At 49.4% G+C, this 21,444-nt stretch carries 24 protein-coding genes; 13 read left to right on the plus strand and 11 right to left on the minus strand.

Annotated elements, in window-relative coordinates; genetic code table 11:
• From B3D59_RS01720 to pyrE, 8 genes are all read left to right on the plus strand, one after another.
• Nucleotides 1–499 (plus strand): RnfABCDGE type electron transport complex subunit D (locus B3D59_RS01720; protein ID WP_286817350.1); only part of this gene is annotated, 499 nt, incomplete at its 5' end.
• Entirely contained in the window at nt 492–1,241 is a 750-nt protein-coding gene (locus tag B3D59_RS01725) for an FMN-binding protein (RefSeq protein WP_286817351.1), read from the plus strand. The genes B3D59_RS01720 and B3D59_RS01725, both read left to right, overlap by 8 nt.
• Nucleotides 1,242–1,260: 19 nt before the next feature.
• Nucleotides 1,261–1,896, plus strand: coding sequence for an NADH:ubiquinone reductase (Na(+)-transporting) subunit D (locus B3D59_RS01730; RefSeq protein ID WP_286817352.1), 636 nt, complete (start codon nt 1,261–1,263; stop codon nt 1,894–1,896).
• Between the two features lie 9 nt (nt 1,897–1,905).
• Nucleotides 1,906–2,514 carry an NADH:ubiquinone reductase (Na(+)-transporting) subunit E gene (gene nqrE / locus B3D59_RS01735; RefSeq protein WP_286817353.1) on the plus strand — a complete coding sequence of 203 codons (609 nt, stop codon included), beginning with the start codon at nt 1,906–1,908 and terminating at the stop codon, nt 2,512–2,514.
• 12 nt (nt 2,515–2,526) lie between these two features.
• Nucleotides 2,527–3,738 (plus strand): NADH:ubiquinone reductase (Na(+)-transporting) subunit F, encoded by a 1,212-nt coding sequence (gene nqrF / locus B3D59_RS01740; RefSeq protein ID WP_286817354.1) that lies wholly within the window; start codon nt 2,527–2,529, stop codon nt 3,736–3,738.
• A 9-nt stretch (nt 3,739–3,747) separates the two neighbouring features.
• Nucleotides 3,748–4,638: a dihydroorotate dehydrogenase gene (locus B3D59_RS01745; protein WP_286817355.1), complete on the plus strand. Its 891-nt coding sequence runs from the start codon at nt 3,748–3,750 to the stop codon at nt 4,636–4,638.
• On the plus strand, nt 4,635–5,486 hold the full coding sequence (locus tag B3D59_RS01750; protein WP_286817356.1) for a dihydroorotate dehydrogenase electron transfer subunit: 852 nt from the start codon (nt 4,635–4,637) through the stop codon (nt 5,484–5,486). Before B3D59_RS01745 ends, B3D59_RS01750 begins: the two co-directional genes overlap by 4 nt.
• 11 nt (nt 5,487–5,497) lie before the next feature.
• Complete coding sequence (pyrE, locus tag B3D59_RS01755) at nt 5,498–6,169, plus strand: orotate phosphoribosyltransferase (protein WP_286817357.1); 672 nt, start codon at nt 5,498–5,500, stop codon at nt 6,167–6,169.
• On the opposite strand, the gene B3D59_RS01760 is transcribed toward pyrE, so the two are convergent.
• The 7 genes from B3D59_RS01760 to B3D59_RS18395 form a co-directional block, all read right to left on the minus strand.
• Nucleotides 6,151–7,662: a transporter substrate-binding domain-containing protein gene (locus tag B3D59_RS01760; protein ID WP_286817358.1), complete on the minus strand. Its 1,512-nt coding sequence runs from the start codon at nt 7,660–7,662 to the stop codon at nt 6,151–6,153. The two genes, pyrE and B3D59_RS01760, sit on opposite strands and share 19 nt — an antisense overlap.
• Before the next feature lie 59 nt (nt 7,663–7,721).
• A complete protein-coding gene (locus B3D59_RS01765; RefSeq protein ID WP_286817360.1) occupies nt 7,722–8,489 on the minus strand; it encodes a type III pantothenate kinase in 768 nt (255 codons plus the stop codon).
• A gap of 67 nt (nt 8,490–8,556) precedes the next feature.
• Nucleotides 8,557–9,471, minus strand: a complete 915-nt coding sequence (locus tag B3D59_RS01770; protein WP_286817361.1) for a CdaR family protein — start codon at nt 9,469–9,471, stop codon at nt 8,557–8,559.
• A 40-nt stretch (nt 9,472–9,511) separates the two neighbouring features.
• A complete protein-coding gene (gene folP / locus B3D59_RS01775; RefSeq protein ID WP_286817362.1) occupies nt 9,512–10,384 on the minus strand; it encodes a dihydropteroate synthase in 873 nt (290 codons plus the stop codon).
• A gap of 119 nt (nt 10,385–10,503) precedes the next feature.
• Complete coding sequence (ftsH, locus tag B3D59_RS01780) at nt 10,504–12,534, minus strand: ATP-dependent zinc metalloprotease FtsH (RefSeq protein WP_286817363.1); 2,031 nt, start codon at nt 12,532–12,534, stop codon at nt 10,504–10,506.
• Between the two features lie 57 nt (nt 12,535–12,591).
• Nucleotides 12,592–13,704, minus strand: a complete 1,113-nt coding sequence (gene tilS / locus B3D59_RS01785) for a tRNA lysidine(34) synthetase TilS (RefSeq protein ID WP_286817365.1) — start codon at nt 13,702–13,704, stop codon at nt 12,592–12,594.
• Nucleotides 13,705–13,757: 53 nt separating this feature from the next.
• The gene (locus B3D59_RS18395; protein WP_414646506.1) at nt 13,758–14,003 is read right to left on the minus strand and encodes a nucleotidyltransferase domain-containing protein; all 246 of its coding nucleotides are present in this window, start codon (nt 14,001–14,003) and stop codon (nt 13,758–13,760) included.
• Here B3D59_RS18395 and B3D59_RS18400 point away from each other — a divergent pair.
• From B3D59_RS18400 to B3D59_RS01795, 3 genes are read left to right on the plus strand one after another with little or no spacing between them, the layout of a single operon-like run.
• Nucleotides 13,926–14,159 carry a hypothetical protein gene (locus tag B3D59_RS18400; protein WP_414646507.1) on the plus strand — a complete coding sequence of 78 codons (234 nt, stop codon included), beginning with the start codon at nt 13,926–13,928 and terminating at the stop codon, nt 14,157–14,159. The two genes, B3D59_RS18395 and B3D59_RS18400, sit on opposite strands and share 78 nt — an antisense overlap.
• A gap of 25 nt (nt 14,160–14,184) precedes the next feature.
• Nucleotides 14,185–14,412 carry a methylated-DNA--[protein]-cysteine S-methyltransferase gene (locus B3D59_RS01790; RefSeq protein WP_286817366.1) on the plus strand — a complete coding sequence of 76 codons (228 nt, stop codon included), beginning with the start codon at nt 14,185–14,187 and terminating at the stop codon, nt 14,410–14,412.
• Between the two features lie 23 nt (nt 14,413–14,435).
• A complete protein-coding gene (locus B3D59_RS01795) occupies nt 14,436–15,104 on the plus strand; it encodes a haloacid dehalogenase type II (RefSeq protein WP_286817368.1) in 669 nt (222 codons plus the stop codon).
• Nucleotides 15,105–15,173: 69 nt separating this feature from the next.
• Here the strand turns inward: B3D59_RS01795 and B3D59_RS01800 are convergent, their stop codons facing one another.
• From B3D59_RS01800 to B3D59_RS01815, 4 genes are all read right to left on the minus strand, one after another.
• Entirely contained in the window at nt 15,174–16,307 is a 1,134-nt protein-coding gene (locus tag B3D59_RS01800; RefSeq protein WP_286817369.1) for a Gfo/Idh/MocA family protein, read from the minus strand.
• A gap of 16 nt (nt 16,308–16,323) precedes the next feature.
• Nucleotides 16,324–18,015: an alpha-isopropylmalate synthase regulatory domain-containing protein gene (locus B3D59_RS01805; protein WP_286817370.1), complete on the minus strand. Its 1,692-nt coding sequence runs from the start codon at nt 18,013–18,015 to the stop codon at nt 16,324–16,326.
• Nucleotides 18,016–18,276: 261 nt separating this feature from the next.
• Entirely contained in the window at nt 18,277–18,495 is a 219-nt protein-coding gene (locus tag B3D59_RS01810) for a hypothetical protein (protein ID WP_286817371.1), read from the minus strand.
• A gap of 62 nt (nt 18,496–18,557) precedes the next feature.
• The gene (locus tag B3D59_RS01815; protein ID WP_286817372.1) at nt 18,558–19,667 is read right to left on the minus strand and encodes a TOBE domain-containing protein; all 1,110 of its coding nucleotides are present in this window, start codon (nt 19,665–19,667) and stop codon (nt 18,558–18,560) included.
• A gap of 173 nt (nt 19,668–19,840) precedes the next feature.
• Here B3D59_RS01815 and B3D59_RS01820 point away from each other — a divergent pair, with 173 nt between their 5' ends.
• Nucleotides 19,841–20,806 carry a sulfite exporter TauE/SafE family protein gene (locus B3D59_RS01820; RefSeq protein WP_286817373.1) on the plus strand — a complete coding sequence of 322 codons (966 nt, stop codon included), beginning with the start codon at nt 19,841–19,843 and terminating at the stop codon, nt 20,804–20,806.
• A 174-nt stretch (nt 20,807–20,980) separates the two neighbouring features.
• The coding region (locus tag B3D59_RS01825; protein WP_286817374.1) for a cation:proton antiporter at nt 20,981–21,444 on the plus strand (464 nt) is incomplete at its 3' end.

The raw sequence follows: 21,444 nt of genomic DNA on the forward strand, positions 1-21,444 counted from the left end.
GCCTATCACCGCAGCCCTGGGTGATGCAGGGTATTCACTGGGCTGGCTTTTCACGGGCTTTGTCCCGGGCAGTGTGGGGGAGACCTCGGCTCTCTGCTGCCTGATCGGTGCGGCCATTCTCATGGTGACCCGCATTGCCAATTACAGGGTCATTATCGGCGGCATTGCAGGGCTTGTCATCACCAGTGTTCTTGTTTACCTGATCCCCGGGGGGCAGGATACCTGGTCCAATGCCGGTCCTCTTTACCATTTGTGTGCCGGCGGATTTTTGTTCGGTATCTCATTTATGGCTACGGATCCGGTCTCCGCGCCGGGCACCAATCCGGGGCGATGGATTTTCGGGGCAGCCATTGGTTTTTTAACCGTAATCATCCGGGTGGGTAACCCTGCGTTCATGGAAGGGGTGATGCTGGCCATTCTGTTCATGAACGTGTTTGCGCCTCTGCTGGACCATCTGGTGCTCAAGTACAAATCGTCAAAAAGGATTCCCAATGTTTGAAAAAAATTCAAAACGCCATGTGACCTTTTTTGCGCTTGTTTTGTCCGTGGTGTGCAGCCTTTTGATTACGGCGGCGGCAACAGGTCTTCGGGAGCGGCGGCAGGAGAACATGGCCCTGGACAAAAAAGTGAATCTGTTGCGGGCCGCAGGCCTTGTGGATGCGGGTCAAAAATATGGGAAAGATACCATTAACACCCTTTATGACCGGCGCATTGCAGAGGTCTTTGTGGACCCCCAGGGCAAAATCATGAACGCGGAAGACCCTGATGTCATGCATCTGTATTTTATCCATTCACAGGACGCCCGGGATGCCCATGATTTTAACAACATTTCCGGCTATATCGTGCCCATCAATACCCGGGGGCTGTGGGGAAAGATCCATGGATACCTGGCTTTTGAAAATGACGGACAGACCGTATCGGGGTTTTCCGTGTTCAGCCACTCTGAAACCCCGGGTCTTGGCGGAGAAATCGAAAGTGCCTGGTTCCAAAAGAATTTCAAGGGCAAAAAGATTCTTAATTCCCAGGATAAATTTGTCTCCATAGGTGTTGCCAAAGGAAAGGCCGGCAATCTGTCCAAGGGTGAACAGGAGAATTATGTGGACGGTATCTCCGGGGCCACCCTGACCGGCAGGTATCTGTCCGAAGGGATCAAAAACACCTTGATGAAGTACGAGGGGGTATCGGTTACCTTCCGGCAAAAACAATTGAAAGCTAAAGATGGGGACCCATCCCATGACTGAAACCCGCAAAAGGTGAACCATGACGCTTAAATCCAAAGGTGAATACTACGACATCCTGACCAAGGGGGTGTGGACCCAGAACCCGGTGGCTTACCAGGTACTCGGAATCTGTTCGGCCCTGGCCGTGACCGTGAAGATCTCCACGGCCATTGTCATGGCCCTGGCCTTGACCGTGGTAACGGCCTGCTCGTCCATGATCATCTCTTCCATGAGAAAGATCATTCCCTCCAACATCCGGATTATTGTGGAACTGGCTGTTATCTCCACCCTGGTGATCGTTACTGACCAGGTGCTTAAAGCCTATTTTTATGACATATCCAAACAACTCTCCATTTTTGTGGGGCTGATCATCACCAACTGCATTGTTTTAGGCCGTGCCGAAGCCTTTGCCCTGGCCAATGATCCCATTGATTCTTTTGTGGACGGCATTGCCAACGGTTTGGGGTATGGTTTGATTCTTGTTGTGGTGGCCTTTATCCGGGAGCTTCTGGGGTCTGGAAAATTTCTGGGGTTCCAGGTGGTGCCCGGATTTGTATATGACCTTGGTTTCCAGAACATGGGGCTGATGGTGCTGGCCCCGGGCGCCTTTTTTGTCATCGGCCTTCTGGTGTGGCTGAAGAATTCTTTGCCCGGCATATCAAGCCAAAAAAAATAAGGAGCACTCATGGGCGATCTGTTCAGTCTGTTTATCAATTCCGTTTTCATCGGCAACATCCTTCTGGCCTATTTCCTTGGGATGTGTTCCTTTATTGCCGTGTCCAAAAATGTGGATACTGCGGCAGGGTTGGGGTTTGCCGTTATTTTTGTGTTGTCCGTCACAAGTCCGGTCAACTGGGTAATCTATCACGGGCTTCTGGCCCCGGGTGCTTTGTCCTGGCTGGGATTTTCCGATCTTGACTTAAGTTTTTTAAAATTCATTACCTTTATTGCCGTGATTGCCGCCATCACCCAGGCCGTGGAGATGGTCATTGACCGCTATTCGCCCGGGCTTTACGCCACCCTGGGCGTGTTTTTGCCCCTGATTGCCGTAAACTGTGCCATTTTAGGCACCAGTCTTTTCATGGTGGAGCGCAATTACACCTTCATGGAATCCATTGTCTTTGGGGCAGGTTCGGGCACCGGCTGGATGCTGGCCATTGTCACCATGGCGGCCATCCGAAAAAAGGCCCGGTATTCAGATGTGCCTGAAGGTCTTCAGGGATTCGGGTTTACCATGATCATTGCCGGACTTATGGCCATGACGTTTATGATGTTTTCAGGCATCACCTTATAAGGAGGCTTTGAATTGATTTACCTTATAAGTATTGTAGTATTCACCGTTGTTATCGGTATCCTGGTTGTGGTGCTTTTGTTTGTGGAAGCAAAAGTTACCACCAGGGGGGATCATTGGGTGACCATCAACGGCAAGTCAGACGCTGCCTTGAAAATTTCGGGCAATCCCACGCTTTTGTCTGCCCTGGCGGGCAAAGAGATTTTTCTGCCCTCGGCCTGCGGCGGATCCGGCTCCTGCGGAATGTGCCGGTGCAAAGTCCTTGAGGGAGGCGGCAGCGTGCTGCCCACGGAGATGTCGCATTTAAGCCGAAAGGAAAAGGCAGCCGGTGTCCGTCTCTCCTGCCAGCTCAAAGTTAAGGAAGATCTTTCCATTGAGGTGCCTGAATCCATTTTTGGCATTAAAAAGGTGGAAGCCGAAGTGATATCCAATAAAAATGTGGCCACATTTATCAAAGAACTTGTGCTGCGTCCTGCTGAACCCTTTGACTTTAAGGCCGGAGCCTATATTCAGATTGATGTGCCTGAATATGAAGTTAATTTTAAAGATTTTCATATCGCAAGTAAGTATGTCAGCGAATGGAAAAAATATAATCTTTTAGCCCTGACATCCAAAGGGATAAAACCCGGATTCAGGGCTTATTCCCTGGCCAATCCCCCCCATGACAAAGAGACTCTCATGCTCAACGTACGTATTGCAACGCCGCCGCCGGGAACCGAAGGCATCCCCCCGGGATTTGGTTCTTCTTATGTATTCGGGCTTAAACCCGGCGACCGGGTGCTGGTATCCGGTCCATATGGGGAATTTATGGCAAGGGAGACGAACCGGGAGATGTGCTTTGTCGGCGGGGGTGCCGGCATGGCGCCTTTGCGTTCGCATATTCTTCATCAGCTGGATGGTATACATTCCGGCCGCAGGATCTCCTTTTGGTATGGCGCCAGATCTATAAAGGAGATGTTTTATGATGAGGATTTTAAAGAACTGGTGGAAAAATATCCTAATTTTTCTTACCATGTGGCCCTGTCCGATCCCGATGCGGAAGACAACTGGACCGGCCAGACCGGGTTTCTCAACACCTATCTTGTGGATGCATACTTAAGCACTCACGAAGATCCGACTGAGATTGAGTATTACCTGTGCGGGCCGCCGCCCATGATTAATTCCGTTATTCACACCCTTCATGAGATGGGTGTGGAGGATGATATGATATTTTATGACAAGTTTTAAAGGATATTGATGCAAACCACGTTTTTAGGTAAAACCCTTCACACGCCCATAGTGCTGGCATCGGGCGTACTCGGCAACAACAAAGCCATCTTGGAGCGGGTCTGGGAAAACGGGTGCGGGCTTCCCACCATGAAGTCCATTGGGCCTGCTCCCCGCGAAGGGCATAAGAATCCAACGGTCATTGATCTTGGCAACGGCATGATTAATGCCGTGGGCCTGCCCTCTCCAGGCTACCTGAACATGGAAGAGGAGTGGCAGGAACTGTCAGGTCGGACTTTCCCCATAAACGCCAGCATTTACGGCGGGNNGGTTGCCGAGTTTGTATCCGCCAAAGGGCCGGACTTTATTGAACTGAATATCTCATGTCCCAATTCAGATAAGCACGGCATGATTTTCGGGGTTAACGCCCAGTCCTCCCATGATGTTGTTGCCGCGGTTAAAAAGGTGATTCATGTCCCTCTCATTGCCAAGTTAACGCCGGCGGCCCCGGATATTGCAAGCATTGCAAAGGCGTGTGAGGATGCAGGTGCCGATGCCATCTGCGCCATTAATACGGCCGGGCCGGGCATGGTCATTGATATCGAGTCCCGGTCTCCTGTACTTGCCTTTAAAAAGGGCGGGCTTTCAGGCCCCATGATCAAACCCATTGCCGTGCGCTGCGTGTACGATATCTTTAAAGCAGTATCCATTCCCATTATTGGCTTGGGTGGCATCAGCACGGGAAAAGACGCCATAGAGATCATCATGGCAGGGGCTACGCTTGTGGGAATCGGTACGGCCGTGCGATACCGGGGAATCTCCGTGTTTGATAAAGTTACTAATGAGATCAGCGACTGGCTGTCGGCCCACGATACCACCATGGAAGAGATCCGGGGTGCAGCCCACAGGGAGGTCCTATGATTACACAGCTGCTGCCCGCCATGCTCACGGTGGCGGAAAAGGAAGTTCACAGTCCTGAGTTTGCCACCTTGTATGTTAACCAGGCCATTGACTTTAAACCGGGCCAGTTTGTCATGGTGTGGATTCCCGGCGTGGATGAAAAACCCTATACCATTTCCCATCACACTCCGGACCGCTTCGGCATTACCGTGGAGGCAAAGGGTGTTTTTTCGAAAAAAGCCGTATCCCTTGGGGCTGGTGATAAAATCGGTATCCGGGGACCTTTTGGTAATGGATTTAATATGGGTGTTGCTTATAAACGGGTTGCCGTTGTGGCCGGCGGCTGCGGTATGGCACCCCTTGCGCCCCTTGTTGAGGCCTTTCAGACAGATACCGGGCCTGAAATTGTGCTGATCCAGGGTGCCCGGTCCAAATCTTTTCTGCTCTACCCGGACCGGTTTACGGCAAAGGTCGAAATCTGTACCGATGACGGATCAAAGGGGTATAAAGGGTTTGTGACGGATATCCTGATGGAAAAAATAAAAAAACAGAAAATCAAAGATTTGTCGGCTGCTTCCGCCCCTGCTTTTGATATGGTCTATGCCTGCGGCCCGGAAATCATGATGGCAAAGGTGTTTGATATCTGTGAAGCCCACGGCATCCCCTGCCAGGTTTCCCTGGAACGTTACATGAGATGCGGGTTCGGGGTGTGCGGGGCCTGTGTCTGTGGTCATGCCGTGGTGTGTAAAGACGGGCCGGTATTTGGATCAAAGATGTTGAGAACCATGGCGGATTTTAATACCCGGGCACTGTTAAAAACCGGAAAACCGGTTCCGTTGAATGAATATGCCACCTGGCGCTGCCAATAAAAGGAAGAAGAATGAATTATAAAGAGGAATTTATTGAGTTTCTGGTGCAGTGCAACGCCCTGAAGTTTGGAGAGTTTGAACTGAAAAGCGGCAGACTTGCCCCCTATTTTATTAATACCGGCATGTTTGACACCGGTTCAAAGATTAAAAAGCTGGGCACCTATTATGCCAGGGCAATTAACGCCCATTTTAAAGAAGATTTTCACGGGATTTACGGCCCTGCCTACAAGGGGATTCCTTTGTGCATTACGGCCGCCTGTGCCCTGGCTGACATGGGCATTGACAAAGGGTATGTCTTCAATCGCAAGGAAGCCAAAACCTATGCCGACAAAAGTGCTGTGGTGGGTATGCCCCTGACCTCCGACACCCGACTGGTCCTGGTGGATGATGTCATCACCTCGGGCAAGGCCATCCGGGAATCCCTGGAAGTTCTAAAAGGATGCAGCAATCCCCAGGTTTGCGGTATTATTATCAGTGTCAACCGCCAGGAAAAGGGAAAAACAGATAAAAATGCCCTGGAAGAGGTGGCAGAGACCCTTGGCATTCCCATTTTTGCCATTGTTACCATACGGGAAATTATTGATTTTCTGCACAATCGGGAAATAGATGGCAAAATGGTTATGGATGACCAAATGAAAGTAAAGATCGAAACCTATCTGGCAACCTATGGTGCAGACTGTTGAAATTGTTTTACGTCGGTTGCATCCATTTTTTCAAGGTGGTAGAGCCCTTGGTTAAAATCAGTAATGACTTTTTGATTTTCTTTTATCTGTTTTGATAAAAGCAGGTAAAAATTTTGCCGTATCAAAGGTTTCTGGTGGTGAGTGAACAATGCCGCTGTTTTTTGGGGAAAGATTTCTCTTATGGTGTCATACCCGCTTTCTAAAATAACAGGTGTATAATCAATTTCACCTGAAAGCAGTTTTTTGAAATTGCCTGTCTCATCCTTTGCTGTCAGGGACAAAAGTTGGCCTGAAAAAATTGCGGCATCAAAAAGGTCCTCATACTGCATCCCTGCAACGATGCCTGCCCGGTAACTACTCAGATCGTCAAGTTGCTGCCAGTCGAAACTTTTTGATTTCAGATGAAAAAAAACAATCTCTGCGGTAATGAAGGGTTTGCTGAAATAGAAATGGCTATTTCGGCTTTTGGTTTTTCTCCAGAGCATTGTGCCGTCAACCAGCCCCTCCTTTGCCATATTAAAGGCGCTCAGCCTGGATCTGAAAATAAAAGAGACCTGGTAGTTTTCCAGTGCAAATGCCCGGGTCACGACCTCTGCGACTTTGTTGAAAAAAGAGGGGGTTAAATCCGGAGACGGTTTTTGAGGGGGCATAAGCCCTGTACTGATCGTGATTTTTCGGGCCGGTGCGAATACTTCCTCCTGGGCCCTGAGAATATATTGGTCAATTATTTGTTCTTTTTTCATCTGTTTCAGTACTGACGCCAAAGGCTCTGCCAGGTGAGCATACTTTTTGTTCAGATAGGGATAAAGGAGCAGGGTATCTACGGAACCGGCATTGTATATATTCTTCTGTCTGAATTCCGCTTCATTGAGAATGCTGCCAATGGCGTCCTCAACTCCCAGAAATATGCCGATTCTTTTCGATGCAAGCATCCGCAGGCCCTGGGTAGAATTCGATGCGCCGTAGAAGGTTTGGGAGTTCGAACCATACTGGCGAATCATCCGCTCAAGATAGACGCCGTCTTTACTGAATCCGATAACGATATTTTCATATTTTTTTAAGTCCTGCCATTCATTCACACGGATATCAGGATTCATGGAATAGACACAGATCCGGCTTTCCCAAATGGGTTCTCTTACCTGTATCAGATTGGGATATTTTTTCTGTACAGCCGGGGGCAGCCAGCCCCTTGCACATTCTCCATCAATACGACCGGCATTGGATTCCCCAAGGGAGCGTTTCAACGGATACAGATTGTAGGCAAAAGTATAACCCAACCTGGAAAAGGCTTCCTTATAAATTAACTCCATGGCCCGTTTATAGATATCACTCCCAAGATTATTCATAGCAAAAACAACGGGTTTTCTGTCAATACGTTCCAATGGCGCGTGAAGCACGGCATTTTCCTGAGCTGCGGACCCGCGGGCCGCCAGAGCAAAAAGAGACGAAACAAGAGTGATCCAGACCACCACAACTGCTTTTTTGATTGCCATTGATTTATCGAGAACCTTTTATTTTAGCATGCCCTTGGGAGATTAAAGGATCGGATACATTACATTGCCCGGCTGATGATTTTAAGACCATCCAGGGTCAGGGTTAAGTCCACGGATTCGATGGCATTGGATACTTCGGCAATGAGCGGGGCAAGTCCACCCGTGGCAATGATCATGGGTGTGGTTTTCATTTCCTGTTTCATCCGGTCCACCATACCGTCCACCATGGCAGCGTTGCCGTAGATAATACCGGACTTGATGCTTTCAATGGTGTCATCGCCGATTACCCTTTCCGGTGCTTTGAAAATTTCCACCCGGGGCAGGCGGGATGCCTTCTGGAAAAGTGCTTCGGATGAGATCATTACACCGGGGCAGATAGCGCCGCCAAGGAATTGGCCTTTTTCCGAGATGGCGTCAAAGGTCGTGGCAGTGCCGAAATCAATCACAATCAGTGCCTTTTTATGTTTTTCATAGGCTGCTACGGCATTGACAATACGGTCTGCGCCGACCTCGTTGGGATTGGAATAGAGAATGGGCATCAGCTTTTTTACGGATGCCGGATTGATCCACAATGGTGTAATACCCAGATACTGCTCGCAAAAAGCGTTTAATATCCTCACGGACGACGGAACCACGGAGGATATGACAATTTTTGTGATGTCCGTGAGCTGGATGCCTTTGTCGGCAAACAAAGCCCGGGCCAGGATATTGAATTCATCGGTCGTGGTTTCCCTGATGGTTCTGATACGCCAGTCCTGGGTCAATGTTTCATTTTCGTAAACGCCGATCACCGTATTGGTATTGCCCACATCAATGACCAACAGCATGTTTTTTCCTTTTGATTCCAATTTGTTTTATCCTTATTTTATAAATTTTTTTAGGCAACCTCGGGGTTTATTCAATTTTAACGGTAAATACCCGGGGAGAGGCATTGGTCATGACCAGCTCCACGGGGATGTCAATGCAGGCGTGTCGGGCATATACCCCGGTTTTGAGTCCTTTAAGATCCATGAACGCATAAATTTTGTCGGCCAGGTTCGTGTTGTTCAACGTTTCCTGGGGACCTTTAAGATCAATAGAAATGGTTGACGGTTCAATGCTGACTTTTTTCCCGGGCCGGTTTTGAAGTTCTATTGGAATCTGCTCAATGGTCCGGGTCCCGGTGAGCGGCTGAATCTGCACAGACACGACAAATATGGATTGGGCCGCCGTGAAAAGTTCAGGCTGTCCAAGGTCCATGGGGACTTCCTTTTTAAAATTTTCATTGGCATTGCTCAGGTCCACGGGTTTGGTGGTGAACGTTTGAATCCGGTTAATCAGAGATTCCGCGCCGGTCACAGCCACTGTGGCTGGTTCACACTCCGGTGAAAGCGCCATGTAGCCCTTGGCCGTTTCTCCGATAAGCGGAACCGTCACCTTGAAGACCCGGGTTACTTTTTTTTCCAGGCGGATGCTTAAAGAAGAAGGGGTGATGTTAACAATGGAAACAGAACGTCCCAGAGGAATCCGGTTTTTATCCACAGGCAGCAGATAAGACCCCGGTTCAATGGCATCGGCGCCGCCTGCCGGGTCAAAAGCCAGGTCCGTATAGATGTCTGCAGGATAGACCAGGCTTCTCTTTGAAAGTTTTTCAATGTGTTTGGGGCGGCATTTTATCCTGACTTCTATTTTGTCCGTGTGAAAGTTTGTTAAAATCATATCATCCGGAACATTGGCATAATCCACAGGCAAGAGCAGGTTTGTTTTCCTAAGTTCCTGGGTGCAGGAGGCGAAAATAACAATCATAATCACCGCAGTCGCCACAGCCATTGGGACGGCCACCCGGAAAAATAAAGGTATTTGTCGGAGCTTAAGCATTCCTGATGGCGTCAATGATGTGTGAGAATGCACACACCGTTTCAACATCATGAACCCGAATAATGTGTGCGCCGTTCATCAGGGACGCTGCGCAGGCAGCCAGGGTCCCGTATTCTGTGCCTGCATCCCCGGGTCCGACCTTTTTGCCCGTGGTCTTGCCCAGCACTTTCTGGATAAAGGATTTTCTAGACGGTCCTATGAGCACCGGATACCCAAGGGCTGTGAGCTGGTGAAGCTCCTTGATCAACACAAGGTTGTGCGCAACGGTTTTACCAAACCCTATGCCCGGATCCAGGATAATTTTTTTTGGGGACATGCCTTTTTCAATCACAAAGTTAACCCGTTCTTGCAGATAGGTGATGATTTCACCCATGAGATCATCATAGCTCGGGTTCACCTGCATGGTTTCCGGTGTGCCTTTCATGTGCATGAGAACGGCCGGCGCACCGGTCTCCACAGCCACATCCAGCATGCCGGGATCTTTTTCAAAGGCGGAGATGTCATTGATGATGGACCCACCGGCGGCAAGGGCTTCTTTTGCCACCTTGGCTTTCACCGTATCAATGGAGATGGGAATATCAATCCGGCTTGCAATGGCCTCAATGACAGGTATGGTTCGATCCAGCTCTTCCTGCTCGCTCACCGGTTCGGAAAACGGCCTGGAGGATTCTCCGCCGATGTCCAGGATATGGGCTCCCGCCGCCACCATCTCATGGGCCCGGGTCAGGGCTTTGTCCAGGCTGGTGTATTTTCCCCCGTCTGAAAAAGAATCCGGCGTGGTGTTTAAAATACCCATGATACAGGCCCTTGGGCCTAAATCCAGTTTGAAACGGCCAAATTCAAGTGTAAAGGCTGTGGTGGTCAAGGAAATTCTCCGATTAGTGTTTGGACGTAAAGTCACCCATCCGGCATCCGGGCAATCTTGAGCGCATGCACTGCTTTATCGTATTGAGCCCGTCCAAACACCGATTTTCTGTCTATGCTCTAATCCTTTTTTTCCTTGGAGTCATCAGGCTCGCCCGGCTCGTTCTGCTTTATTGCCTCCACGTCAACAATCCGAGCCTCGGAATCCGGCGTCTGCGGATCAACGGCTTTTGTCTGCGCATCGTCGTCGGAATGATCATCCTTGACATCATCGCGCTTATTTTGTGTCGGGGGCTCCTCCGCTTTGGGCGGCTCCTCTTCAGTCCGGATGTTCCGGCGTCCAAAGAAATCAAAATCCGGGCGAAGGCTTGCAATAAGATCATCAAGTTCAGGCCCCATAACTGTTTCCTCTTCCAGGAGAAGGTCGGTCAGGGCATGGAGGATGTCGATATTCTCCTCTAAAATGGTTTTGGCCTTATTGTATGCGCGTGTGATCAGGCCCGCCACTTCGGCGTCTATTTTCTGGGCCGTGGATTCGGAATAGCCTTTGGCCTGGGTCATTTCCCTGCCGATGAAGATATTTTCATCGTGATCTTCATAGGAGACCGGTGCCAGGGCATCACTCATGCCGAAACTTCTGACCATGCGGTTGGCAAGTTTTGTGGCTTGCTTTATGTCATTGGAGGCTCCGGTGGAGATTCGTTTGAATATGATCTCTTCTGCCACACGGCCGCCAAAGGCAATGGCCAGTTCGTTTTCAAGCTGGTCCTTATATTTAAAATCCCCTTCTTCGGGCAGAAACCAGGTCACCCCGGCAGCCCTTCCCCTAGGGATAATGGTGATTTTATTCACGGTATCCGTATTGGGCAGGAACCGGGCCACCAGAGCATGGCCGCCTTCGTGGTAGGCCGTGGTCTTTTTTTCATCTTCCTTGATTACCTTGGATTTTCGTTCGAGCCCCATGTAAACTTTGTCCTTGGCATCTTCAAAATCACGCATGGACAGTTTTTCATGGTTGCGCTTGGCTGCCAGAAGGGCTGCCTCATTGCACAAGTTTTCCAGGTCTGCACCGGAAAAACCAGGCGTCCCTTTGGCCAGAATGGTCGGGTTCACATCCTTGGCCAGGGGACTTCTTTTCATGTGTACCCGCAAAATGCCTTCACGACCTTTGATGTCGGGCATATCCACCACCACCTGCCGGTCAAATCGACCCGGGCGCAGCAGTGCCGGGTCCAGAACATCGGCCCGGTTGGTGGCTGCCATGAGAATAACCCCTTCATTGGATTCAAACCCGTCCATCTCCACTAAAAGCTGGTTCAAGGTCTGTTCCCGTTCATCGTGCCCGCCGCCAAGGCCTGCGCCTCGCTGGCGACCCACGGCATCAATTTCGTCAATAAATATAATACACGGGGCGTTTTTCTTGCCCTGGGCAAACAGATCCCGGACCCGGGATGCACCGACACCCACAAACATTTCAACAAAATCAGATCCGGAAATGGTGAAAAACGGAACGCCTGCTTCCCCTGCCACGGCCCTGGAAAGCAGGGTTTTGCCGGTACCTGGATTGCCCATCAAAAGCACACCCTTGGGGATACGGCCGCCCAGCCGAGTATATTTATTGGGGTTTTTCAGAAAGTCCACCACCTCGGTGAGTTCTTCCTTGGCCTCATCAATGCCCTGGACATTGGCAAAAGTTACCTTCTCCCCCTTGTCATCCATGAGCCTGGCCCGACTTTTTCCAAAAGACATGGCTTTTCCCCCGCCGCCACCGCCCTGCATCTGACGCATGAAAAAAATCCATACCCCTATGAGCACAATCATAGGTAGCCAGGAAACGATAATGGACATAAACCAGGACGATTCAGCCGGCGGCTTGGCTTTGATGGCCACTCGGCTTTTGCGCAGGGTTTCAATGAGTTGGGCATCCTCGGGGGCATAGCTGTTGAACCTTGCACCAGTGTTATCGGTAATGATCAGATCCCGCCCCTGGATCACCACATTTTGAATCCGACCGCCTTCCACAAGGGACAAAAATTCTGAATAGCCGATGTCTGACTGGCCGCCCTGCTGCTGGTTGAAAATATTGTAAAGCATGACCATCATCAGGACAATCACCAGCCAAAGGGAGATATTTTTATATAATTGATTCAATGTCTTTCCTCTCTTAGGTTTAGCTAAAAACATTAATGGATATATATAAACATAAATTTATTTTATACAAGGGTCAGCCCCGGGGTTTTCGTCCGGTTGTCTATTTTGATACCCGCGGGTCTTAAGATGCCTGCCAAGTGTCCGCAGCGCTGTTTCTTCCTTTTTTATACGCAGAATATCCCTGTATCTGTATACCCGAAGTTGGCCGGGAAGGTCCAGGCTCTTTCCTGATTCTCCTTTTTTGCCTGCAAAGCAAAGGATATCCCGGATATGGGTGTTGGAAATTCGTCTTAAATTCTGTTTTATTGACAACAGTGCTGCACGGATGACCCGGGCACCCAGGGCCCGGTCGAGTTCGTTAATCGTTGGTATGGACAAATCAATCTGATTTTTTTCCCTTCCGGTTGTTGCTTTGTCCAGGGCCGTTCGGGCCATTCGGTCCAGAAAATCATCTTCCAGTCCGATGATGCCGGACAGACGCTCCAGTCCGGCTTTAATGTCGGGATTGAACTCCTTTTCAAGAAAGGGGATCAGACAATGGCGGATTCGATTGCGAAGGTAGGATGTGTCCTCATTGGACCCGTCAACCCTATACGCCTGGTGTATCTCATTAAGAAATGCCAGGATGTCGGCCCTGGGCATCCGGATCAACGGACGTATAAATTTTTCCTGCCTGACCGGCGGAATCCCCCGAAGCCCAAGGGTACCGGTCCCCCGGACAAGATTCATTAAAACCTGTTCTATATTGTCATCCCGGTTATGGCCCAGAGCAACGCGCTGAAAACCTTTTTCACAGGCTATCCGCGTAAAAAATTCATACCTGGCATTTCTGCCGGCCTCTTCAACACAGAGCCGTTGCTTTTTCGAAAGTTCTGCCACATTTTTTGTTTCAACGACCAGGTCAAGGTTGTGTGCCTGGGCAAACTTACGGACAAAGGTCTCATCGGCCAGGGCATGGCTGCCTCGAAGCATGTGATTGAGGTGAGCCAGGGCTATGCGGATGTCCAGGTTTTTTTTTAAACCTATTAAAACCTGTGCCAGAGCAATGGAGTCAGGACCGCCCGAAATGCCTATCAATACACTGTCTCCAGGGGAAACCATGCCGTGTTCCCGGATGGTATCAAGCACCTGGTCTTTAAATTTTGAGGCAAAGGATGATAGGCCTGTCATGTGTTATTAATGCTGCGTATGAAATACGGATGATTTTTTTCAGTCATGGATATTTAATACCAGAAAACAGGTATAATATGCAATGCCCGCAGCGTTGAGTCTGTAAGTTTGTATTGATTCGACGCCAGGTCAATGTCCGAACCGAGCTTAAAATTTCCTTTGGCACCGGAACCATAAAGAACGACCGCATCTATAATGAATTTCTGCAATTGGAGCAATTTATGTATTATACAAAATTCAACACCCGGTTCTGCGAGATCACCTTGGCCGGAGACGAAAAGGGGCTTGCCCTTCTTCACCTCAACACCGGCCAGGGCAGCCGTGAGTTTGAGATTCAGAGCTCTTGGGAATTAAAGCCGGAATTTTTCAAGAATACCCAATCCCAAATCCTGGAATATCTGGCGGGTAAAAGAGCGGTCTTTGAGGTCTCCTTAAACCCNNCCGGCAGGTACTGAATTTCAGAAAACGGTCTGGGCGCAGTTGTGCACTATCCCCTACAACAGCCTGGCCAGTTACGGTGACATCGCTAAAAAACTGGGCAACCCAAAGGCTGCCAGGGCAGTTGGGGCGGCCAACGGGAAAAACCCCATCCCCCTCATCATCCCCTGCCACCGGGTGGTGGGGGCCGACGGCAACCTCACCGGATTTGCCCACGGCCTGGCCATCAAGGAAAAACTCATTGCCCTGGAACAGGGGCTGATCTTTTAACCGCAAAGCTAAACGGAGGAAGAATGGCGAGGACTTTTGCATTTGATGTATACGGTACATTGATCGACACGCACGGGCTGGTGTCCACCCTGGAAAGAATCGCAGGAGAAAGGGCTGCTGCCTTTTCCCAGACCTGGCGGGAGAAGCAGCTTGAATATTCCTTCCGAAGAGGCCTGATGAAGCAGTACGACACCTTTGCCCGGTGTACCCGGGACGCCCTGGAATATACCTGCCGGTTCTACGGGGTTGAACCGGCCTCCGAGCAGATTCAAATTCTGCTTCAAAGTTACCGGACACTTCCGGCCTTTGACGATGCCGGCCCGGCCCTGGCGGGTTTAAAAGCGGCAGGCCACAGGGTTTACGCATTTTCCAACGGCACGGCCGAGGCCGTGGAAACGCTGCTTATATCCGCCGGTATCAGGGATCTGTTCCACGGGGTGGTCAGCGTGGACGATGTCCGTTCATTCAAACCGGATCCTGGGGTGTATGCCCATTTCTTAAACACCACCCGCACCCATGCTAAAGATGCCTGGATGGTGTCGGGCAATCCCTTTGACATCATCGGAGCGGTATCCGCCGGTATGCATGCCGCCTGGGTCCGCCGGTCAAAGGAAACAATTTTTGACCCCTGGGGCATCGAACCGGACATTGTAGTGCCCGGCCTCGGTCAGCTCACGGATCACCTGACCTGATCCAGGACAAAGGTGCCCAAGCCGTTGTATTGAAGGCCTTTATTTGAAAAAAGAGAATAACCGCGTCTTTTATTCCCCAAAAATATATTCCGACATCTCTTGGGATGAAAAATCCGTTGCAAGGGGGATCTCTATCTGTCTTTTTTCCTTTGCCGACAGGTATAACGCCAGAACAGATTCAACAGAGGTCATACCTGATCGTGCATCGGCAATGGGAGATTTTTGGTTAAGAACGGCATCTCTTAGGTCTGCATATATTGCGACGTGGGGATTGGTCAGGGATCGCAGGCCGGAAACGCCCCTTGACCGGATCTCTTTGATAACGTATTCGAAATTTTTCTTTTTACCGTTGATCCTGATATCAAAATATGGCTTACCCCGGCGAATCCCCATACGGAACGCCCCCTTTTCTCCAAGCAGGTAGAACGACGCCTCGTGGTCGCGGGAAGGTGCGTTGGTTGTTCCTTCGATCTGGCACAGCGCGCCGTTGTCAAGTTTGAGTATCCCAAGGGCGATATCTTCTGCTTCCATGTCATGAAAGCGTTTTCCAAGCATTGCGTTTGCCGCAGTGGCCTGCCCGTTCATAAGCCAGCAGATAAGATCAATTGCGTGAATACACTGGTTCATCAGCACGCCGCCGTCGTTTTTCCATGTGCCGCGCCAGGCGGTCTGATCATAATATGCCTGATCGTGTCCCCAACGCACAATTACCGATCCGTGACTGATTTTGCCGAACCGTCCGGCAGCAACATCCTTTTGCAGATTTCTGACAACGGGAAAATAACGGAAGATATGCCCCATGGCAATTCGCCTGTTTTTTTGTTCGGAAAGATCAAACAGCTCCTTGGCCTGGCTTGTTTTCATGCTCATGGGTTTTTCAAGAAGGATATGAGATCCGCTGAGCATCGCCGCTTTTGCCATAGAATAGTGCAGCCCTGATGGCGCCGTTATTGAGGTGATATCAGGTTTTTCATTTTGAAGCATCTCTTGATAATCCGTATAAGTGTTTACGGTATTCCTTATTTGATCTTTTGTTTTGCCTGACAGTTTACAGAAATCAAACAACCTGTCGAAAGCCCCGGAGGTTCTGTCTGTCACAGCACAGAGCAAAAGACCGCTGTTTTTTTTTGTTATGGCCATGATGTGTTTGACGGCAATCCGACCGCATCCGATAAGTGCTACCCGAAGCATTTTTCCAGCCATTTTTTCCCTTTATCTGTTAATTTTTATCGGTTCCGTTCTTTTCTTTCATGTCCGTCATAAACCGGCTTAACGCCTGGACATAGGATTTGGCAGAGGCCGTTATGGTGTCATCATCCTCGGCCTTACCCACCCATACCGGGGCAGACAGGTTATAGTTAAGTTCATTGCCGTTGCCGCAGAGTACAACCAATGCTTCTGCAGCCGAAGAGTGCGTCCGTCCACGATTGCTGGGCTCATAAACCACGAGTTTAGGTTTTTTTTCACCAAGTCCCAGGACATCATCAATGGCACTGAATACCGCATTGATGGGACCGTTTTTGCCCATGAAGGCCTCGCCGATCTTTTTTTCACCATCAACGACCAGTACCACCTGGGCCTGGCGGATAGTGGAATTGGCAAATTTGTTGAACGCGTAATCCACAAATTCGACATGGTCTTTCCCTGTGTATCTGAACTCATCCCCGATCATACGCAGTTCCTTGTCCCCATATGTGATGTCACGGGACTTGATCACGGGCATGATATGTTCCCGGACAAAGGCTTTTTCAAATTCGTATCCCAACTCCTCAAGCCTGGCCGTGACACCGCTCACGCCCGTCAGTTTGGTGATCTGGTGGGTGTTGCCTGTCCAGCCGATATCCTCGGGTGAGCAGGGCAGGTAAATATTCTCCCCAATGGCCTTGCCCTTTTCGTCTCCGTCGGAATGGACCCCTGACCCGTGGCGCAGGGCATTGGGTCCGATTCCCGGCGCATTGTAGGGAATGGGAATGAAGCTTTCCCTTTCAATGAACCTTGCCACGGCATTGGTTTTTTCAAGTTTAAAGGAGGTAAAGTATTTGCGGTTGTAGGAAGGTTTCAAGCAAAGATTCATGATCACCTGCTCCAACGGCGTATTGCCTGACCTTTCACCCAGGGAGTACCAGGTGCCTTCCACCTGCCTGACTCCCTGTTCAACGGCTGCAAGGGTATCTGCGACACTGACGCCGAAATCATTGTGGGCGTGGAAACTGAGCATCACGTCATCCGTGCCCTCCACGAGCATTTTAAAGTACCGGATGGCTTCCTGGATTTCAATTTCAATTCCCTTGGCCACGGTATGGGGAATGTTGATCACGTCTGCGCCTGCCTTAATCGCATGGCCATAGATTTTGGAAATATACTCCTGCAGAAAACTATGCTCCGGGTTCAGGGACTGGGACAAGGCCAGGATGGTGTTCTGGGCCGAGAATTCCACCCGGCCTTTACCGCCTGTCAACTCCTTTGCATAGGCAACTGCCCGGGATGCTTTTTTAATTTGCTCATTGGGATCTGCTTTATATGCCCGGATGGATGCCTCGTCAATATTCAGGGTGAACACGTGGATGGTGGGCTTGGGATTATTTTCCAGTGCCTGCCATGTCCGATTGATATTTTCAAGATCCATGGTGGTCAGTCCGCAGATATGGGGGCCTTCCACGGTATCGGCAATCTGTTTGACCGTATCAAATTCCAAAGGGGTTGAGCTGGGAAACCCAACCTCTATGGTACTCACTCCCGTGTTTGCCAGAAACCGGGCAATTCTTAATTTTGAATCCCCTTTAAAGGTTACCCCGCCTTGCTCACCATCCCTCAGAGTCGTGTCAAAAATTTCAACTTCCTGCCTCTCCTGGCCTGGAATCTGAGTCCGGTCCAGTACCCATGTCCCGGTTTCGTTTTTTTTGATTGCCATGTTCTTCCCCTTTATTATGTTGGATAAAAATGAAAAAAGCCGTTATCTGCCCGGCAGGGGCTGATAACGGCTTTTGTTTTCGCTTATGAACACTATGCCACTAAGAGCCCCGTCGCCCGGAGGTGTTAAGAACCACCTCCTCGATAAGAAGAAGGACTATTAGTCGGCTGGTAAAATTTATCATTAAATTATTCACTTTAATTAAAGTTAATTTATTATATATAAATTTAATGAAGTCAATAAAAAAATAATTGGTATCAATTAAAACGGAATATTTTCGTTATCTAAATCATCATCATCATCGTGGTCATAAGGCATCATTTCGCTCATTAAATCAAAAAAGACCCCCAGAGATTGACATAAATTTTTTATAATCCGGCTATGAGCCTCCTTTTCATTAATATCTTTTGTTTTGGATATTGTTTTCAGTTCAACAGCCAGTTCGTTTGTCAAGCCAGTGATAATTTTATCAGGATCCATTAATTTTTCCTCCAATCTTGGTCATTAAAGTTTTGTTGTTCCATATGTCTGTTTGGGTTTTATCAATCCACATTCAGCACAACAGAAAAGCAGCTGAACGCTGCCCAGACAGGATCGCCCACACCAAGGCCCAGCCATTGCGCGCCCTGTGTCGACACCAGGGCGCATAATCTTGTTCCGTCCTTGATACGCACGATATATTCCGTATTAATCCGTCCGGCATTGATCTGCTCGATCATGCCGTAAAACCTATTTTCAGCAGAGCATTCCGGCTCTTTTTCTCCGCTGTACACGATCACCAGCGGGGCTTTGACTTCTGCCATAATCAGTCTTGATTCTTTTAATGAAAGCCGTTCCACGCTGCTGTTAGTGATTACTGCTTCAACGGTGTCACCTCCGGCGGTTGTCAATGTGACCCGGGTCTGGATGTCTCCTTTCTGAAGCGCCTGGATTTTGCCGAAAAATGAATTCCGGGCACTGGTTTTACGGGACGCTTCCCTTTCGATGAAAAGTTTTGTGACCTGTGCAATGTCCTCTTTGGAAAACGAGACATAGGCGCTGGTCAGATTCATGGTTGAATGCCCCAGCATGGTCTGTACGGCCGGCATGGGCATATTACGCTGCATCAACTCCACAGCTCTTGCCTTCCGGATCATTTCCGGGCCCCCAAGCTTCTTGGGAAACCCTAAAGCCTGGGCCCGTTCGTAAAATTTACGTCGAACAAATCCGGGATCCACATTGAATTGTTTTTCTAAAAACTGCCTGAATGACGGATCGTTCAGCATCTGTTCAAGTTCAGAAGCAAGGGCGGTTGAAATCGTGACATTTCTATGTTCTGTCTGGGCCTGCGGATCTTCATTTCCCAAATCCACCAACTGCCGATTGAAATCAATACGTTTGAGAGGGTCGAGGGCCAGAATTTCATTTAACTTTGCACCCGTGTACCGGATGAGCAAAAAGATCACCAGGATGCGGCGGCGGGACAATTGGACATCTGACCGGGGAGATTCGGTTGCCCATGCCCTGAATGCCTTCTCCAGACGGTCAAGTTGGACCGAATCCAGGCAAGGGCCTGTCTCTGGGATCGAAACAATGCGTCCCTGGTCCATGCCGCCCTGCGAGGGTGACTGGGGGGCTGGTAACGGGGAATCGGCGGTTGTTTTAGAATCCATCTACGCTCTCTTTTCTTCTTAAGTAACCCTTGTGCCCCATTTTTATAGCACAGATGAGCAGAAAAACAGGTGGCTTTTCTTGACAAATAATTTTTTTATTTATAAACTGACACGAAAATAATATTTATCGTGCTACTATAAGTTTTGGCTGACGGCCATCAAAAGGAGGTAAAATGCTTTTTCATACTGCCGGTATTGAAGTTCAGCCCTGGATTCCGCCGATAGTGGCGTTCGGGATTTCATTTTTCACCTCCATGGGCGGTATATCCGGGGCCTTTCTCCTGCTGCCGTTTCAAATGTCATTTCTGGGATATGTCAATCCTTCGGTCAGCGCAACCAACCACGTGTTCAATATTGTAGCTATTCCCAGCGGTGTATTCCGGTATTGGCGGGAGGGACGAATGGTATGGCCCCTGGCCTGGGTGGTGATCCTGGGTACCCTTCCGGGTGTCTTCATAGGGGCTATTCTGCGGGTGGCATATCTGCCCGATCCACTCCGGTTTAAACTGTTTGCATCTGCTGTTCTGTTTTATCTCGGGGTTAAAATGGCAAGGGACTTAATGAAAAAAAGCAATGTAAAGATCCCTCCCCTCACTACAAGCGAATTGAAAGCTCAGGATATGGATGACTGCCATTTTTCCCAACCGGCTGATTCGCAGGCGCGTTCTGCAACCGGTCTAACAAGTCCGAACCCCTCCTGGTTTAATCTGAAGCGCATCAGCTACATCGTTGACGGCCAGGCGTTTGACATATCATTCTGGGGTATTTTTACCCTCAGTTTAATCGTGGGCATTGTGGGTGGCGTGTATGGTATCGGCGGGGGATCGATCATTGCCCCGTTTTTTGTAACATTTTTCAGGCTTCCCATTCACACTGTGGCAGGAGCCACACTCATGGGAACTTTTATTACCTCAGTTGCCGGGGTTGCCTTTTACCAGCTGATAGCCCCTTTTTTTCCGGCCATGTCCGTAGCCCCGGACTGGGGTCTGGGCCTCTTGTTCGGGATTGGCGGGATGGCAGGGATGTACCTGGGTGCCTACTGCCAGAAATATGTTTCGGCCAACCTGATCAAATTAATGCTCACAGGTATTATTCTCTTTACCGCAACCCGGTATGCGGCTTCGTTTTTAGGCCTTTAAGCCTCGCCGCAATAAGACCGAGCCTAATTGCGAGGTGTTGAAACAAACAATTTCCCAAAAGCGTTCAATAAAAAGTCAGTGGCATTCCAATTCAAACTTTATTAGTATGTCAAATTGCTCGGTTAGGGACCAGGGTTTTTATTAATTTGTTTCAGGCATCAGGCATAAATAGGAATGGGTATAGCATCTGATATTGCCATTATTGTTGTGGCCGGTTTAATTGGCGGCCTTGTCGCCCAGTGGTTAAGACAGCCTTTAATCTTGGGATACATTCTGATCGGCGTCATGATTGGCCCGTTTACCGGGGGTGTCACTGTCTCCAATATCCATGATATTGAATTGTTAGCCGAGATTGGTGTTGCGCTTTTGCTTTTTGCTCTGGGACTGGAATTTTCACTGAAGGAATTAAAACCTGTTGCCCGGATTGCTTTGATCGGCACCCCGATACAGATGCTATTGTCAATTCTCCTTGGTTTTGGCATCGGTACAATATTGAACTGGCCTTTTACCGATTCGCTCTGGTTCGGCGGACTCATTGCCTTATCCAGTACCATGGTGATTCTTAAAACACTGATGAGCCAGGGCCGAATAGGAACCCTTTCAAGCCGGGTCATGATCGGCATGCTGATTGTTCAGGA

Origin of the sequence: Desulfobacter sp. UBA2225 (assembly GCF_002348205.1) — a bacterium.
Taxonomy (GTDB): domain Bacteria; phylum Desulfobacterota; class Desulfobacteria; order Desulfobacterales; family Desulfobacteraceae; genus Desulfobacter; species Desulfobacter postgatei.

Bases quoted from the DNA above. Each gene is read 5' to 3' on its own strand.
- B3D59_RS01725 (WP_286817351.1), top strand. From the start codon at position 492: ATGTTTGAAAAAAATTCAAAACGCCATGTGACCTTTTTTGCGCTTGTT.
- B3D59_RS01730 (WP_286817352.1), top strand. From the start codon at position 1,261: ATGACGCTTAAATCCAAAGGTGAATACTACGACATCCTGACCAAGGGG.
- nqrE (WP_286817353.1), top strand. From the start codon at position 1,906: ATGGGCGATCTGTTCAGTCTGTTTATCAATTCCGTTTTCATCGGCAAC.
- B3D59_RS01750 (WP_286817356.1), top strand. From the start codon at position 4,635: ATGATTACACAGCTGCTGCCCGCCATGCTCACGGTGGCGGAAAAGGAA.
- pyrE (WP_286817357.1), top strand. From the start codon at position 5,498: ATGAATTATAAAGAGGAATTTATTGAGTTTCTGGTGCAGTGCAACGCC.
- B3D59_RS01760 (WP_286817358.1), bottom strand. From the start codon at position 7,662: ATGGCAATCAAAAAAGCAGTTGTGGTGGTCTGGATCACTCTTGTTTCG.
- B3D59_RS01765 (WP_286817360.1), bottom strand. From the start codon at position 8,489: ATGCTGTTGGTCATTGATGTGGGCAATACCAATACGGTGATCGGCGTT.
- B3D59_RS01770 (WP_286817361.1), bottom strand. From the start codon at position 9,471: ATGGCTGTGGCGACTGCGGTGATTATGATTGTTATTTTCGCCTCCTGC.
- tilS (WP_286817365.1), bottom strand. From the start codon at position 13,704: ATGACAGGCCTATCATCCTTTGCCTCAAAATTTAAAGACCAGGTGCTT.
- B3D59_RS01795 (WP_286817368.1), top strand. From the start codon at position 14,436: ATGGCGAGGACTTTTGCATTTGATGTATACGGTACATTGATCGACACG.
- B3D59_RS01800 (WP_286817369.1), bottom strand. From the start codon at position 16,307: ATGGCTGGAAAAATGCTTCGGGTAGCACTTATCGGATGCGGTCGGATT.
- B3D59_RS01805 (WP_286817370.1), bottom strand. From the start codon at position 18,015: ATGGCAATCAAAAAAAACGAAACCGGGACATGGGTACTGGACCGGACT.
- B3D59_RS01810 (WP_286817371.1), bottom strand. From the start codon at position 18,495: ATGGATCCTGATAAAATTATCACTGGCTTGACAAACGAACTGGCTGTT.
- B3D59_RS01815 (WP_286817372.1), bottom strand. From the start codon at position 19,667: ATGGATTCTAAAACAACCGCCGATTCCCCGTTACCAGCCCCCCAGTCA.
- B3D59_RS01820 (WP_286817373.1), top strand. From the start codon at position 19,841: ATGCTTTTTCATACTGCCGGTATTGAAGTTCAGCCCTGGATTCCGCCG.